The 14,411-nt window shown below is 42.2% G+C and carries 14 protein-coding genes and 2 tRNA genes; 7 read left to right on the top strand and 9 right to left on the bottom strand.

The window, feature by feature from the left end:
• Nucleotides 1-193 precede the first annotated feature (193 nt).
• Complete coding sequence (locus tag Q0R88_RS08095) at nt 194-988, top strand: hypothetical protein (protein ID WP_295714814.1); 795 nt, start codon at nt 194-196, stop codon at nt 986-988.
• Between the two features lie 83 nt (nt 989-1,071).
• Here the strand turns inward: Q0R88_RS08095 and Q0R88_RS08090 are convergent, their stop codons facing one another.
• Entirely contained in the window at nt 1,072-1,482 is a 411-nt protein-coding gene (locus Q0R88_RS08090; RefSeq protein ID WP_295714811.1) for a helix-turn-helix domain-containing protein, read from the bottom strand.
• 600 nt (nt 1,483-2,082) lie between these two features.
• Between Q0R88_RS08090 and Q0R88_RS08085 the strand changes: the two genes are divergently transcribed.
• Both Q0R88_RS08085 and Q0R88_RS08080 read left to right on the top strand, forming a co-directional pair.
• Nucleotides 2,083-2,280: an SHOCT domain-containing protein gene (locus tag Q0R88_RS08085; protein ID WP_295714808.1), complete on the top strand. Its 198-nt coding sequence runs from the start codon at nt 2,083-2,085 to the stop codon at nt 2,278-2,280.
• 131 nt (nt 2,281-2,411) lie between these two features.
• Entirely contained in the window at nt 2,412-2,945 is a 534-nt protein-coding gene (locus Q0R88_RS08080; RefSeq protein ID WP_295714805.1) for a hypothetical protein, read from the top strand.
• Between the two features lie 102 nt (nt 2,946-3,047).
• Here the strand turns inward: Q0R88_RS08080 and katG are convergent, their stop codons facing one another.
• Together katG and Q0R88_RS08070 are read right to left on the bottom strand one after the other, a co-directional pair.
• The gene (gene katG / locus Q0R88_RS08075; protein WP_295714802.1) at nt 3,048-5,294 is read right to left on the bottom strand and encodes a catalase/peroxidase HPI; all 2,247 of its coding nucleotides are present in this window, start codon (nt 5,292-5,294) and stop codon (nt 3,048-3,050) included.
• Nucleotides 5,295-5,518: 224 nt separating this feature from the next.
• Nucleotides 5,519-5,591, bottom strand: a tRNA-Met gene (locus Q0R88_RS08070).
• 233 nt (nt 5,592-5,824) lie between these two features.
• Between Q0R88_RS08070 and Q0R88_RS08065 the strand changes: the two genes are divergently transcribed.
• The gene (locus Q0R88_RS08065) at nt 5,825-7,162 is read left to right on the top strand and encodes a BamA/TamA family outer membrane protein (protein WP_295714799.1); all 1,338 of its coding nucleotides are present in this window, start codon (nt 5,825-5,827) and stop codon (nt 7,160-7,162) included.
• A 48-nt stretch (nt 7,163-7,210) separates the two neighbouring features.
• Nucleotides 7,211-7,369, top strand: a complete 159-nt coding sequence (locus Q0R88_RS08060; RefSeq protein ID WP_295714796.1) for a hypothetical protein — start codon at nt 7,211-7,213, stop codon at nt 7,367-7,369.
• Between the two features lie 65 nt (nt 7,370-7,434).
• Here Q0R88_RS08060 and Q0R88_RS08055 read toward each other — a convergent pair whose 3' ends face one another.
• The gene (locus Q0R88_RS08055; protein ID WP_295714793.1) at nt 7,435-8,064 is read right to left on the bottom strand and encodes an NlpC/P60 family protein; all 630 of its coding nucleotides are present in this window, start codon (nt 8,062-8,064) and stop codon (nt 7,435-7,437) included.
• Between the two features lie 90 nt (nt 8,065-8,154).
• Entirely contained in the window at nt 8,155-9,057 is a 903-nt protein-coding gene (locus tag Q0R88_RS08050) for a VOC family protein (protein WP_295714790.1), read from the bottom strand.
• 382 nt (nt 9,058-9,439) lie between these two features.
• Here Q0R88_RS08050 and Q0R88_RS08045 point away from each other — a divergent pair, with 382 nt between their 5' ends.
• Nucleotides 9,440-10,327, top strand: a complete 888-nt coding sequence (locus Q0R88_RS08045; protein ID WP_295714788.1) for a dienelactone hydrolase family protein — start codon at nt 9,440-9,442, stop codon at nt 10,325-10,327.
• Nucleotides 10,328-10,508: 181 nt separating this feature from the next.
• Here the strand turns inward: Q0R88_RS08045 and Q0R88_RS08040 are convergent, their stop codons facing one another.
• The 3 genes from Q0R88_RS08040 to Q0R88_RS08030 form a co-directional block, all read right to left on the bottom strand.
• Complete coding sequence (locus tag Q0R88_RS08040; RefSeq protein WP_295714785.1) at nt 10,509-11,996, bottom strand: serine hydrolase; 1,488 nt, start codon at nt 11,994-11,996, stop codon at nt 10,509-10,511.
• A 334-nt stretch (nt 11,997-12,330) separates the two neighbouring features.
• Nucleotides 12,331-12,849 carry a hypothetical protein gene (locus Q0R88_RS08035; protein WP_295714783.1) on the bottom strand — a complete coding sequence of 173 codons (519 nt, stop codon included), beginning with the start codon at nt 12,847-12,849 and terminating at the stop codon, nt 12,331-12,333.
• Nucleotides 12,850-12,957: 108 nt separating this feature from the next.
• A complete protein-coding gene (locus Q0R88_RS08030) occupies nt 12,958-13,404 on the bottom strand; it encodes a hypothetical protein (protein WP_295714780.1) in 447 nt (148 codons plus the stop codon).
• 222 nt (nt 13,405-13,626) lie between these two features.
• Between Q0R88_RS08030 and Q0R88_RS08025 the strand changes: the two genes are divergently transcribed.
• Entirely contained in the window at nt 13,627-14,190 is a 564-nt protein-coding gene (locus tag Q0R88_RS08025; RefSeq protein WP_295714777.1) for a dihydrofolate reductase family protein, read from the top strand.
• Nucleotides 14,191-14,245: 55 nt separating this feature from the next.
• Here the strand turns inward: Q0R88_RS08025 and Q0R88_RS08020 are convergent.
• Nucleotides 14,246-14,318: transfer RNA gene (locus tag Q0R88_RS08020), tRNA-Met, on the bottom strand.
• Nucleotides 14,319-14,411: the final 93 nt, after the last annotated feature.

Below are 14,411 nucleotides of genomic sequence, written 5' to 3'. Positions count from 1 at the left end.
GTTAAGAATCAAGAGACAAGAATCAAGAAAAAACGCGTCATTGCGAGGTACGAAGCAATCTCTACGCTGTACAGGGAAGTCGTGAAAGGTCGATTTGCATATGTGGAGATTGCTTCGTACCTCGCAATGACGAACAGTATAACCCCTTGTTCCAAAATCCTTGCTCTCCAAAAGTTAATTGTTGTTAAATAATATGGCTAAATACGGCCGATCGTTTATTTTTGGCGCCACAATGAAGATTTGGTTGTTCTTATTTTTATGCACGTTATCCTTACGGGTTTTTGCACAGCAAAAGCCCGTAGAGGGTATTGTGTTTGATAAAGAGAGCAAGGATCGTATTGCCAAAGTAAATGTACAAAATATAACAAGCGGCAAATCTGTGTACAATACCCTCAAAGGCGAATTTGCCATTGATGCACAGCCCGGCGATGTGCTGGTATTTACCAAAGCAGATCATTATAGTGATACTGTAACGGTGCAAAGTAGCAACGCGCTTGCGGTTTATATGAAACGATCGGCCATTATGCTGAAAGAAGTGTACATCCGCGATTCGGTACTTACACCCGCGAAGCAGTTTGAAGCAACCAAGCGCGATTATACCAAAATTTACGGATCGGAATACAGCCAGAGTTTACTTTCTGTATCACCAGGCCTGGGTGCAGGCATAGGCATTGATGCTTTGTATAATGCTTTTAGCCGCAGCGGCCGTAATGCCGAAAAACTGCGCGAAACCATCGAAAAAGATTACCACCAGAGAGAGATAGATTTTAGATTTAACCGTGTTTTTGTTGCCAGCGTAACCCGCCTTAAAGACCAGCAGCTTACAGATTTTATGCAGCGCTATCGCCCCGGCTACTACCTGGTAAAAAACGCTACCGATTATGAGTTTATCAGCACTATTAAAGCCAACCTTCGCCGTTTTTTACGCTCATCAAAAACTTCATATACTTTGGCACCTTTAGTTACACCCAAGGTGGGTGGAAATTAGAAACTTACAATACTTCGGTTTTGTAGAAAGAACGATGGCGGCGTTTGGTATCAATACGCCGGGTGATACATACACTGTGAAAATTATAACATTTCCTTATCCCTCGGGGTTCCATAATCCTTAAGTACAACTGTATTATATTTCTCTAATAAACTGATATATTTTTCCATCCAATAGTGCACCGCCTTTGAATCAGGTTCATTTATAACAAGATTTTCTTTGATGGATTTCTCATCAAAAATCTGTTTTACTTTGTCAAACCCCGCGATATCCGCAGAAAAATCATACCCGGTAACGATTCCGACTTTATAGATGATTTCAAGATCGAGATTTTTCATCCCAAACCAATTGTAAACCGTGCGACGGCTGACGTTTAAACTTTTCGCGATCTCTGAAATACACATGCATTCCTTTCGAAGCACCCTTTCCAGAATGTGCCCACGATGTGGCTGGGAGAGGTTTAAATCATCATCATTAATCGAAGAAATATTCATGGCCTTAATTCTACTGGTACAAAACAGATAGCTACATAATTTAAAAAAGTTAATTGTTTAACCGCGGATGGATCCCTTGTTTTAATTACTGGCTTTAACGCCATTTTTCACGGTAATGAGGGAGTATCGCTGGTAATACAAATTTACCTAATATAACGAATAATACAATAATTGAGCCAATTGCAAACGAACAGATAAATGCTAAAAAAGTTTTTGATCAGATAAAAATCGAAGTACACTAAATATCAGATTAATTTTAGTCGAAAACAAAAAAAACTTTCATAATCTACTGGTTTTGTGTTCTATATCATTCTTCTTATAGCCATAGGTGGTTAATTTTGCACCTGTTGAGAGTGTTCAAAAACAATTAACGGATTGCGCGAATCTCCTTAATTATAGTGGGCTGAAAAATACGTAGAGTACATGTTAATTCAGCCGCAATTAACCATGCCATTTAAGCGGAATGATCGATTTGTTAAAAGGACTAACAGGCTATTACTATATACAGCATTTGGGATTTTCAGAAGGGCGGGCACTGTCGTTATGGACTAATGAAGAGCGATAAAACAATCAGCGAATAGTAAAATAAACAATAAAAAGATGTGGCATTATCAAACTTATTTTTGGGGTATGCACTGGATTTGGTGGGTACTCTGGTTCATCCTGTTGTACCGGGTGTTTTTTAGTTCGTGGGCCAGAAAAGAGGATCCTTTAGATACCCTTAAAAGAAAATTGGTAAAAGGAGAAATTGATATTCCGGAGTACGAGGAAAAGAAAGCGCTGTTAAAAAAAGCTTAACGTTATTTGGGTTAACGGAGTTTATTAAGCGGAGTGTAAACGTTGTAGCCCTGTATATCACATAAATGCAGTTGCTCTTTTGCTTCCTACATTTAATCTTTAAAGCTAATTTTTTAATAAACCCGACATTTATGAAACAAACCAGCCTTATTATGATTTTATGCGCCTTGGTTTTCGGCTGCAAAAACAAGATAAATACCGAACAGGCAAAACCCGACAGCGCTAAGCTTATTTATCCTTTTACACCAAAATATTCCATCAACTGGCAGCCGGGAGATGAGAAGAATGCCCTGATTGTGCTTAATTGCCTGAAAAAGTATGTTGCAGGTGATGTTAAGGGCGCCCTTGAAAATTTTGCGGATACGGTGGAGTTTATAGGTGATCAATTTTATTTTAAAGGGAAAAGAGACAGTTTATTGACCATACTGGCTCAAACCCGGGCTGATATGACTTCTGTTTCGAAAAATTTTGATTCCTGGATGACCACCTATTACCCCGATAAGAAAGATACCTGGGTTACATTATGGTACGTTGAAAAATGGACCGATAAAAAGGGGAAAACCGATTCGCTGTATTATACTGACGATGTGTTGATGAAAAACGGGAAAATCATCTCCTATGATGAAAAGATACGCCGATATCCACCATCAGCGGAAAAAAAATAAGCTTATGGATTCCGGTTTACCGGTGATGGATAAAACTTGAAAATAAAAAAGGTGGCCCAGTTGCCGGGCCATCTTTTTACGCTAAATAATATAGGGCCGAAATTAGGCCAGGTCGAAACGGTCAAGGTTCATCACTTTGCTCCATACAGCCACAAAATCCTGCACAAACTTTTCTTTGGCATCCTCACAGGCATATACTTCAGCAATGGCCCTAAGCTCGGAGTTGGAACCGAAGATAAGATCAACACGGGTACCAGTCCATTTTATTTCACCTGTAGCCCGATCAGAGCCAGCAAACACTTTCTGAGCATCCGATGTAGCTTTCCATACGGTAGACAAATCAAGCAGGTTCACAAAAAAGTCGTTTGTAAGGGCTTCCGGTTGTTTGGTAAACACACCGTGCTGAGCGTGGTCAAAGTTGGTGTTAAGAACTCGCATGCCGCCAATCAGAGCCGTCATTTCGGGTGCGGTGAGTGTTAACAGCTGTGCCTTGTCAACCAGCATGGCCTCAGCCGCGCTGGTGTGTAGAGGTTTCAGATAATTGCGGAAACCATCTGCAGTAGGTTCGAGGACTCCGAATGATTCCACATCCGTTTGCTCCTGCGACGCGTCGGCGCGTCCGGGTGTAAAAGGTACTGTTATATCCTGACCGGCATTCTTTGCCGCCTTCTCAATGGCTGCACATCCACCCAAAACAATCAGGTCGGCAAGTGAAACGTTTTTACCGCCGGATTGGGTGCTGTTGAAATCTTTTTGAATGTTCTCCAGTGCTGCCAAAACTTTTGCCAGTTGAGCAGGATTATTTACTTCCCAATCTTTTTGTGGTGCAAGCCGAATGCGTGCGCCATTAGCGCCGCCACGTTTATCGGAGCCCCGGAATGTTGATGCCGACGCCCATGCGGTAGATACTAATTCAGAAACGGTTAATCCTGGTTCAAGTATTTTACCTTTCAATGCAGCGATATCACTATCATCAATCAATTGATGAGTAACGGCCGGGATAGGATCCTGCCAGATCAGTTCTTCTGCGGGTACTTCTTTACCCAGGTAGCGGACCCGTGGCCCCATATCACGGTGCGTCAACTTAAACCATGCACGGGAAAATGCGTCCGCAAATTCAGCAGGATTTTCGTAAAAGTGCCTGGCAACTTTTTCGTAAGCAGGATCTACTTTTAGGGCAATGTCTGTTGTAAGCATAAACGGCGCATGGCGCTTTGTCGGATCATGGGCATCGGGTATTGAGTCAGCGCCAGCGTCACCTTTAGGTTTCCACTGATGTGCGCCTCCCGAGCCTTTTGTAAGCTCCCAGTCGTAACCGAAGAGGTTCTCAAAATAGTTATTGCTCCACTTGGTTGGTGTAGTGGTCCATGCGCCTTCAAGGCCGCTGGTAATGGTATCACCGGCATTACCTGTGCCAAATGAGTTTTTCCAGCCCAGGCCTTGCTCCTCAATACCTGCAGCGGCTGGTTCGTGAGCAACATATTTGCCCGGATCGGCAGCGCCGTGAGTTTTACCAAAAGTATGTCCGCCGGCAATAAGCGCGACAGTTTCTTCATCATTCATAGCCATACGGCCAAAAGTTTCTCGAATGTCACGCGCGGATGCAAGCGGATCGGGGTTTCCGTTAGGGCCTTCCGGATTCACGTAGATAAGTCCCATCTGGACTGCGCCAAGCGGGTTCTCCAGTTCCCTGTCGGCGGTGTATCGGCTATCGCCTAACCATTCCTTTTCAGAACCCCAATAAACATCTTCTGCGGGTTCCCAAACGTCCACACGTCCGCCGCCGAAGCCGAAGGTTTTAAAGTCCATAGATTCGAGGGCACAGTTTCCGGTGAGGATCATCAAATCTGCCCATGAAAGTTTTTTGCCATATTTTTGTTTTATCGGCCAAAGCAGCAAACGTGCCTTATCAAGGTTCGCATTGTCGGGCCAGCTGTTGAGCGGTGCAAAGCGTTGAGTGCCGAAGCCCCCACCGCCACGACCATCGGAGACACGGTAGGTGCCCGCGCTGTGCCAGGCCATACGGATAAAGAACGGCCCGTAATGACCATAATCTGCCGGCCACCATTCCTGGGAATTGGTCATCAAATCAAAGATGTCTTTTTTCAGGGCATCCAAATCCAGGCTCTTAAATTCTTCGGCATAATTAAATCCCTCGCCCATTGGATTGGATAGCGAAGAGTTTTGACGCAGGATATTCAATTTTAACTGATTTGGCCACCAGTCGCGATTTCTTGTGCCCTCGCCTGCGCTTTGCTTTAAGGCTCCATTTAAAAAAGGGCATTTAGCTGCACTGCCTGGATCATTAAGGTCAGCTAACTTGGTAGTGTGATCTGTATTGTTTTCCATACTTAATTTATAGGTTAATTGGGAGGTTAATTGGATTGGCTATAACTCAAATTTAAGAAAATCTATAATCACATATTCACTCTACGCTCATAAATAAATAATCTTTATTATGGAGATTGGGGTTTGAAATTAGAAGGGGGATTATGAGTACAGATTGAGGATGTGGGAAGGATTATGCATCAAACAAAAAGCCTCAAATCTTTCGACTTGAGGCTTTTAACTTGTAGCGGGAGCAGGACTCGAACCTACGACCTTCGGGTTATGAGCCCGACGAGCTACCAACTGCTCCATCCCGCACTCTATTTTGTTGGGGTTGCAAATGTATGATAAATTTTGGCATTGGCGCATTAAATAATCAAAGATCTGTTTTTTAATAAACATACCCTAAGGTTGAGGTAACCATCATCCTGAGGATGTGGCAGTAAGCTTAAAACTAAAACATTTAAAGGGTTTTAAAGTTTAAACCTTGACCTTGCCTTATTACAATACACATAAAAATAATTGAAATATTAATATTAAAGATTCCAAAAGTGCAGTATAAAGAAAGAAGAGGCCGGTTTTATTTAGTATTTAAGGTATTATTATTGCTATTGTTTACAGGTATACAAGGCTCTGCCTATAGCCAGGTAACCGGTCCTGTTGATACCGCCAAGGCAAATTCCAAACGTGCCGACTCTATAAAATTTCAAAAGCAGGCAAATACCATTTCCAAGCAGTATGACGTCGCAGATTTGATCAGTAATATTTTTACCCCAAATAAGAAACCCGATTCACTTCACAAAAGGTCGGGTATCACCATTATACCTAATATTGCCGCCAATCCCAGTATTGGCTTTCAATTGGGGATTAAGGCGGTTGCAGGCAAAAAGTTAGGGAATGACCCGAATACGCTCTTGTCTGTCGCGGCAACATCAGCTTCATATACTACAAAAGGGATTATATACTTTTACATCAACCATAACATCTATACACCCGGTAATAAGTGGAATTTTCAGGGTAACCTGGTTGCGGCAAAGACCGTTACGCCCGATTATGGGTTGGGCATAGGCCAGGGAGCAGTTGGCGGGAGCGCGGCCGATCAGGCGTTGATAGATGCAGATCGTAAACCTCATGCGCTCCATTCTCAATTTTATACCCTCAGGGAAAAGGTATATAAGGAAGTTGAAAAAAACCTTTTTGTGGGTGCCGGCGTAGCATTTGATGTTAGAAGAAAAATCAATGCCAGGGATACTGCAAACTTAACTCCTTACAATGTGTATAGCGACAGGCATGGCTTCGCCCGTGATCATTATATGGCAAATGGTTTGCTTTTCAATGTTCAATACACCACCCGCGATAATCAAAACAGGGCTTATAAAGGAATATATGCCGACGCGGGATTTCGCATTAATCAAACCTGGATGGGCAGCTCAAAAAGTGCGGTGCAATTTACTACCGATTTCAGAAAATACTTTAGTCTTTCATCTGAAAATCCCGAGCATGTTATCGCGTTTTGGAACTGGGGATCTTATTTAATCAGCGGCAATATACCGTACCTGGAACTGCCCGGCACAGCTAAAGACGCAGGTTTTCGCAGCGGCCGCGGTTATACGGTGGGTTACTTTAAAGGCACAAAATATAACTACTCCGAAGTGGAGTATCGCTTCCCAATTTTAAGCAACAAGTTTGTTAGCGGAGTTACCTTCTTTAACCTGCAAACCGCCAATGATGAATTTGGCACAAAGCTGTTTCAGAAATGGCAGCCCGGTGGTGGCGGGGGCTTGCGTGTGTTGTTTAATAAAGCTACACGTACCAACTTATGCCTTGATTACGCTTATGGTAAGTATGGATCTAAAGGGTTCTTTTTGGGGTTGAATGAGGCGTTTTAGTTTTATCCTGCCCGTAAGCAACAACGCTTTTCCTGTTGTTAATCTATTATGGCTACACATCTTTTAACTCGACCGGTACTTATTATTTATGCTAAAGCCATGTTTGTATATGCTTTCTATCCGTTGGTTGAAACCATCGGCAATGAAGAATTGAAGGCAAACAGCGGTTTAATTCATTACCGTCCCATTTATGGGGCGGATAAATAAAGGGTCCGGGTGGCTTTAGCCAAATCGGCGCCATGTTAACAAACTTGTGTACACACAGTAGGCTATTAACGGGATTCCGTTTCCAGCTCTGTATTATCGATGGGCTTATCGTTGTTTTCTGAAAATATCCTTATCGTTTTAATATAACGCCCCAGGTAGTAGTCATTTAAGGCAGTTTCCGTAACACCATTGGCCGCACCCGATGTTGAATGTATAAAACTTAAGGGCTCACCAGGTAAGGATACAATGATGCCTATATGCCCCGCCCTTTTGGTGTGTTTTTTTGTACCGGTAAAAAGTATCAGATCTCCAAATTTGGCATCTTTTAAATCAGTTAGCCCCCTAAACGAAGAAAAATCCGTAGAACTCCTTGGAATGGCTATACCGAAATGGTTAAAAACATAATTAACAAAACCCGAGCAATCAAAACCTTTTTCGGGATTGGTGGACCCAAACCGATACCTTATCCCTTTAAGTGTTTTAGCAAAAGTCACTAATTCATCAGGTGTTGTGCCCTCGGTTGAAATGGCAGTATCCGCGCTTGCTGATCTGTAATGTACATGAGCGTGTTTACGCGTTTTAAGAATATTACTCGTTTTGTGATGTTTAGCGTTGATTTTTAAATCAGATTTCCCCGGTTTAAAAAATGATAGCAAGGCCAAAAAAAGAATCTGAAAGGCAACAGGAAGATGCATGTCGTAATAATAGGCAAAAAATTCCTGCTCTTGCTATTCAAAATAAAAAAGGCTCAAATCTTTAGGCATGGGGTACCCAGCACTCGTTGATCACTCACCATCATAGGCCCGCTGTAAGGTTGCGATGTGTATTTTCTTCATCGTCATAAAAGCTTCCTTCACTCGCGCAATCTGTTCAGGAGTACCGTTTTTGAGCGCATTTAACATGACGGTAGAGGCTACCTGCCATGATACGCCATATTTATCCTTTAACCAACCGCATTGCCCGGGTTCGCCATCAGCTGAAAGTGCCGACCAGTAGTAATCGATCTCTTCCTGGGTTTCACATGGTATTAATAATGACACCGCATCGTTAAAACGGAAACCATGCTGATGCGCGCTGTCCATGGCGGCCAGCCAGGTTTGATCAAGGTAATAGTCGGCGTACATGAGTGTACCTGCTTTATCCGGACCCATATCCTCCGGGCGCGGTGCCGTGATGCCTCGTTTGCCATCTTTAAACACAGCGCAGTAAAAGTCAATTGCTTCATCGGCTTTACCCGCCATCGGTTCGGTAAACAATAGCGAAGGAACAATCACAGGCCTTTCCTCGCCTATCGGGTTGGTCAGGATCAACTGCCAGGATACGCCGTATTTGTCTTCAACCCAGCCGTAACGTTTACTGAAAGGGTAGCTATCCAATGGCATCATTATTTTACCTTTTTCAATTAGCTTATTCCAAATTTCGTCGATATGTTGGGCCGCATCCGGATTGCGCGATGGGTCAAAATTGATCATAAAGGAAATGGACGGATTGATGCCCAGCTTATGCCCGGCACTGATGCCGAAGAACGAATGGCCGGCTATAGTAAATTCTACTACTTCGCATTCGCCGCCGGCCATTGGGAAGTGATTGGCATAATTGATGGCTGAATCAGGCATGAATGATGCGTAAAATTCAGCGGCTTGTTTTGCATCCTGGTCGAACCAGAGGTGTGGTTTGATGGGTAACATAGGTAAATAATTTTGGTGGCGATATAGAGTTAAAATTCGTAAACATTAATTGTTTTTGATAGTATTTTGTTTAACTATTTCAAAATTAAAAGGTTTTTTGCTGCCGGGGCAGGGGTATTCGGGACATTTCAGGGGGCGTATTGCGACAGGTTTTAACACGCAATCAGACTGTTAAATCGTATGAAAAAGCCATTTATTTTAATCCGGTTAAGCTATATGAAGCTCATTGAAAAATAACATTTATTCCTGATTTCCTGCCGGAGCGGGAATCGACCCACAGTCTTATTATGGTGAAACCAAAGCTCTGCATGCTTCGGGATTGTTACAATTTGGTTAACAGGCGGTTGCAGCGAATTATTATATTTGAATAAAACCTTTAACTATGAGCCAAATCAACAAAGAGGACGTTAAGCAGGAAGTATTTGACCTGTATGATGACTATGCACATAACCGGCTCGACCGGCGTGAATTTGTGCAAAAACTATCTGTTTATGCAGTTGGCGCATTAACCGTTCCTGCATTAATGAGTTTCCTGATGCCTGATTACCAGGGAAACGTGCAGATTAAAGCGGATGATCCCCGTTTGAAATCGGAATATATTAAGTACGACTCGCCAAAAGGGGGCGGTGTTATCAAAGGCCTGCTGTCGGAACCAAAAGATAATAAAAAGAAACTGGGCGGCATCATCGTTGTTCATGAGAACCGGGGCCTCAACCCTTATATTGAAGACGTGGCCAGAAGGGCCGCCCTGGCCGGTTTTATTACACTGGCGCCCGATGCCCTTACACCCCTGGGCGGCTACCCTGGTAATGATGACAAGGGCCGTGAAATGCAAAGTAAAAGAGATCCCAAAGAAATGGAAGAGGATTTTATTGCTGCCTATGAATATCTAAAAATTAACCCGGATTGTAACGGTAAGGTTGGTGTGGTTGGATTTTGTTTTGGCGGCGGTATCGCCAACAGGATGGCAGTCCGCATACCCGACCTGGCGGCAGCAGTGCCATTTTACGGCAGTCAGCCGGCAGCTGAAGATGTGCCTAAAATTCAAGCTCCGCTTATGCTGCAGTATGCCTCACTTGATGCCCGCATCACGGGCGGATGGCCGGCTTATGAAACCGCCTTAAAAGCAAATGGCAAAAAATACCAGGCGTTTATTTACGAAAACGTAAACCATGGCTTCCATAACGATACAACACCCCGTTATGACAAAGTCGCTGCGGAGCTTGCCTGGAAACGCACTATTGATTTTTTTAATGAGTATTTGAAATAATCTTCGCATTGCTTATCACCGCAACGCCAACTTACAAAACATCCGAAACGCAAAAGCCTCAAATCTTTCGACTTGAGGCTTTCATTTGCTTGAGGGTGCTCAAACAGGATTAAAATTGAACCTCTTTCTGCAGCATCTGCAAAGTAGGTTACCGTTTAGAGCCCACTATTGCGGTAAATATTTAATTGACGGAAAGTGCTTTTATCCGCTCTGCTGCGCTTTTATTTTCCGGATTCAGTTTAAATGATTTTTTGTAGTTTATCAGGGCGTCTTTTTTATTTTCCGTTAATTCCAATACCTCTGCATAGCTATCGTAAGTATTTGCGCTATTAGGATACAGTGTTGTATTTAGTTTAAAAATGGAAAGCGCTTCGGTGGGTTTCTTCTGATTAAGTAGTTGGTATCCCCATGCGTTCAGGGAATTTTCTTCTAATTTGAACGTAGCATCGTGTTTTTTCAAATCGGCGGCAATGCTGCTTGCGTGGTCAAAGCCCTGTTTTAATAACCCGGCCCTTAATTTTTTAATGCTTGGGGGTAAGCCGAAACCATTGGCTTCATGCATATCGGGGATATAATAACCGGCTATTTCGTCAATAAACTGATCTGGATTGCCGCCCATGAGGTTGGTGAGTACAACGATAGAAAGGTCGTCTTTTAAGTAAATAAACAGTGCAGATCTGCCACCACCTACCGGACCTACGGCCGGGTGATCATCCCGGGTTACGGTTGGCCATCCCAGTGCATAGCCATTGGTGAGCTTATTAAATCCGCCAACATGCCCGTTATTTAGGATTGCCGGTTTCCACATCGTGTCTATACTTGATTTATTCTTCAGTAATTTACCTTCTTTTAGCGCGATGATCCAGTTGCCAACATCACCGGCTGTAGATTGAATGCCTGCCGCCGTTCTGTAAAACAAGGGGAACTGTATATAGCCAACACCGGGAGTTTTGTTTCTGATAAATTGTCCTTTAACCAATTTAGTCATGGTATAGGCGCCGGCCGAGTTTGGAACCACATCATAAGAATCTCCGAACCTGGTTAAATTCATTCCGGCTACTTTAAATTGTCTTTCTTCAATAAACTTAGTGAAATGCATGCCACTCAATTTATTAATGATCTGGCCAAGCAGTACGTAACCGGTTTGGTTATAGCTGAATTTATCGCCTGTATTAAACTCCATGGGTAATGCTTTTACCTTTTGCATGGCCAGTTTTTCGATGCCATTGCCCAGTATTTGTTCATCGGCATCCAGCATATCCGGCAATCCGGAGATATGTGTTAACACCTGTTGCAATGTTATCTTTTGCCACGCAACTGGCAGGCTGTCCAGGTACATGGAGATAGGGTCGGTTGTCTTGAGTTTACCTTCTTCTGCCAGTTGCATAATGGCTACACCCACAAAGGCTTTGGTGATTGAATTGATGGAAAAGATGCTATGATCTGTAGCCGGGATATTGTTTTCAAGATTGGTTATGCCGAAACTGTTTAATTTAATGATTTTATTATTGCGTATTACCGCCAGTTGCAAGGCCGGTATATGTTTCTGCTGCATCTTATTTTTGATAAACACGTCGATACTATCTGACGTAAGATTTTGTGCGCTGGAAAAAAGAGGAGCCAAAAGGGAGGCAAATAACAGGAATGTGATAGTGCGTATAAAGTTCATGAGCTAAAAGTATATTATTAAGAGTTGTGATGCATAGCTTATGTTACATGTGATGATTTATTTGAAGAGGAATATGAAGACGGGTTGGGTGAAGATAGGTTCGTGGGAACGAACTATATAATATCCAGCCCGAGGCCGTTTTTTGTGTTTCAGGTAGCTACCTGCAAAATATGCCAAACGCCTCAAATTTTTCGACTTGAGGCGTTTGACTTTCTAGGTAGCGGAAGCAGAACAAATCTGAACTTTTTTGAGGATTTAAAAGCTTTAATAATTTGTTTCGACTTTTGTTAGTATATCGATTCGTTTTAGTTACCGGGTTGAGGAGCCGAATTTATTACTTATTGTCATCCAAATAATAATTGTGAATAAGATTGTCCTTTTCCAGCAGAGTTGCCAGTGTGCCATCGATTGATGAAGCAAGTCCCTCTATCTTTGTCTTTTTGCCATTTGATTTAACAATTACTTCGGCATTATGTTCATTCTCATCACCGTCCCAATTATCACCTATTTCATAAGTTGCGTTGTTGTTTTTAAAAGACAGGGAATGTATTTCGGTTGGAGAATTGTTAACGCCACTTCTTGAATAACCATCGTATCTGAAAACTTTCCACGATGTTGCATTTAACAAAGCCGGGTATTGTAGTTCTGCTTTGTCTTTTGTGCCAAAGCGATAAACAATATATTTATTATCTTTCTGTGTACAAACAAGCACTATTTTATTGCTTGATTTTAGCGAAAACCCGTACAAAACCTTTTCGTCTGGCTTTTGCAATACGCCGTAGTTGACTTTTTTTTGCGCGAAAATTGAGTTAGCGAATAATAAAGTTGAAAATAGTAATAAGATAGGTTTCATAAATGATTTTGTCCTTTTAGACTGTTAACCCGGATATTGCATACGGGACTTAAATATAAACAGATTTGGGATCTGCACAATGCTGAATTTTGTGAAAGTCAAACGAGGCTAATTAGCCGCCTCTTCAAATGAAGCTATTCGGGCGGCTGTATCTAAATTTATGTTAAACTCTGTAAATTCAATTTCTCCTATTTTTTTGTAAAATTGGTAACCTTGCAAAGACTTCCGCCAAACTCCATTGTTGTTTTTACTTTCTTTGAGGATAGTATTATTAATTGTTCTATTCAGGAATACGACATCGTCGTAATAATTTGATTTCTTAATACTGTTAACAAATGTCTTTAAAGCTCCGGGATTAAATTTTAACGTATAGTAAATAGCATAATCCGAGCCCATATCCTGATACTCGTCCCTTAAAACCTGTACATCTGATGGCAAGGTAATATGACAATTCTTTTCAAACCGTTCTCTGCTCGGGGTTCTTCCCCAATCACAAGCAGTTATTGTGAATATAAGTCCGATTAATATACTTTGATGTTTGAAGGTTACAGGCATTAAATTGAATTGTGTTTCGCCAAAATACAAAGAACCATCCCCCAAACAAAAAATCTCGGGAAGTAAAAATCGTAAAGCAAAAAACCTCTCAGAAAAGGGGGGCCGATTCCTCTAAGGAATGTCTAATCGGCAACCAAGCAAAATATAGATTTAATCCTGGTGTGGCTCGTTTTTTATTTATATTGCTTTGGCATCGGCAAAACTTCAACAATGCTTACCACAATGGGAAAAGACGCTTTCAAATTAACCATCCACATGGTTTCAAGCCTTGACGGATTTATTGCGAAAAAAGACAATAGCATTTCTTGGTTTGAAACCGTTGACAACTATGAGAAAGGAGTTACGCTGACTGAACAGGATACTGCGGCGTTTCTGAAATCGATAGATTGTTATTTGATAGGTTCCCAAACATACGAGCACGCACTAAAGCTTTCAAAATCTTACGGGTGGGTTTATGGAGATGTTCCGGTTATTGTATTAACGCACAGAGATTTGCCGGTTGACGGACATAACGTTGAATTTTATTCGGGAGACCTGCATGAACTTGTGAGTGAACGACTAAAACCGAATTACCAGCATGTTTGGATGGCGGGGGGAGCTGTACTTGCCAAAGATCTGATTCGTTTAAGGTTGGCAGACGAAATAAGGGTATCAATCATCCCCATTATTTTAGGGGAAGGAAAGCTGTTTTTTGATCAGATTCAGCAAGAGCAAATGTTGCACGTGAAAAACGTGACGGCTTACAAAAACGGGATAGTGGAGTTGCACTATGAAATAAGGAAATAGTTGTTAAAGTAAAAAGCCTCTCAGATTTCTCTGAAAGGCTTTTATTTACTTGAGGTAGCGGGAGCAGGACTCGAACCTACGACCTTCGGGTTATGAGCCCGACGAGCTACCAACTGCTCCATCCCGCACTATTTTTGCTCATCTTTTATATTTGGTTCATTAAGCCAAAACGAGCTTTCCGACTATCGAAATACAATTTGTACCTCTTTTAATTGGGACTG

Origin of the sequence: Mucilaginibacter sp., from assembly GCF_025362475.1 — a bacterium.
Lineage (GTDB): Bacteria > Bacteroidota > Bacteroidia > Sphingobacteriales > Sphingobacteriaceae > Mucilaginibacter.
The sequence above is the reverse complement of the archived record's forward strand: the minus strand, read 5'-3'. Positions and strand labels throughout refer to the sequence as shown.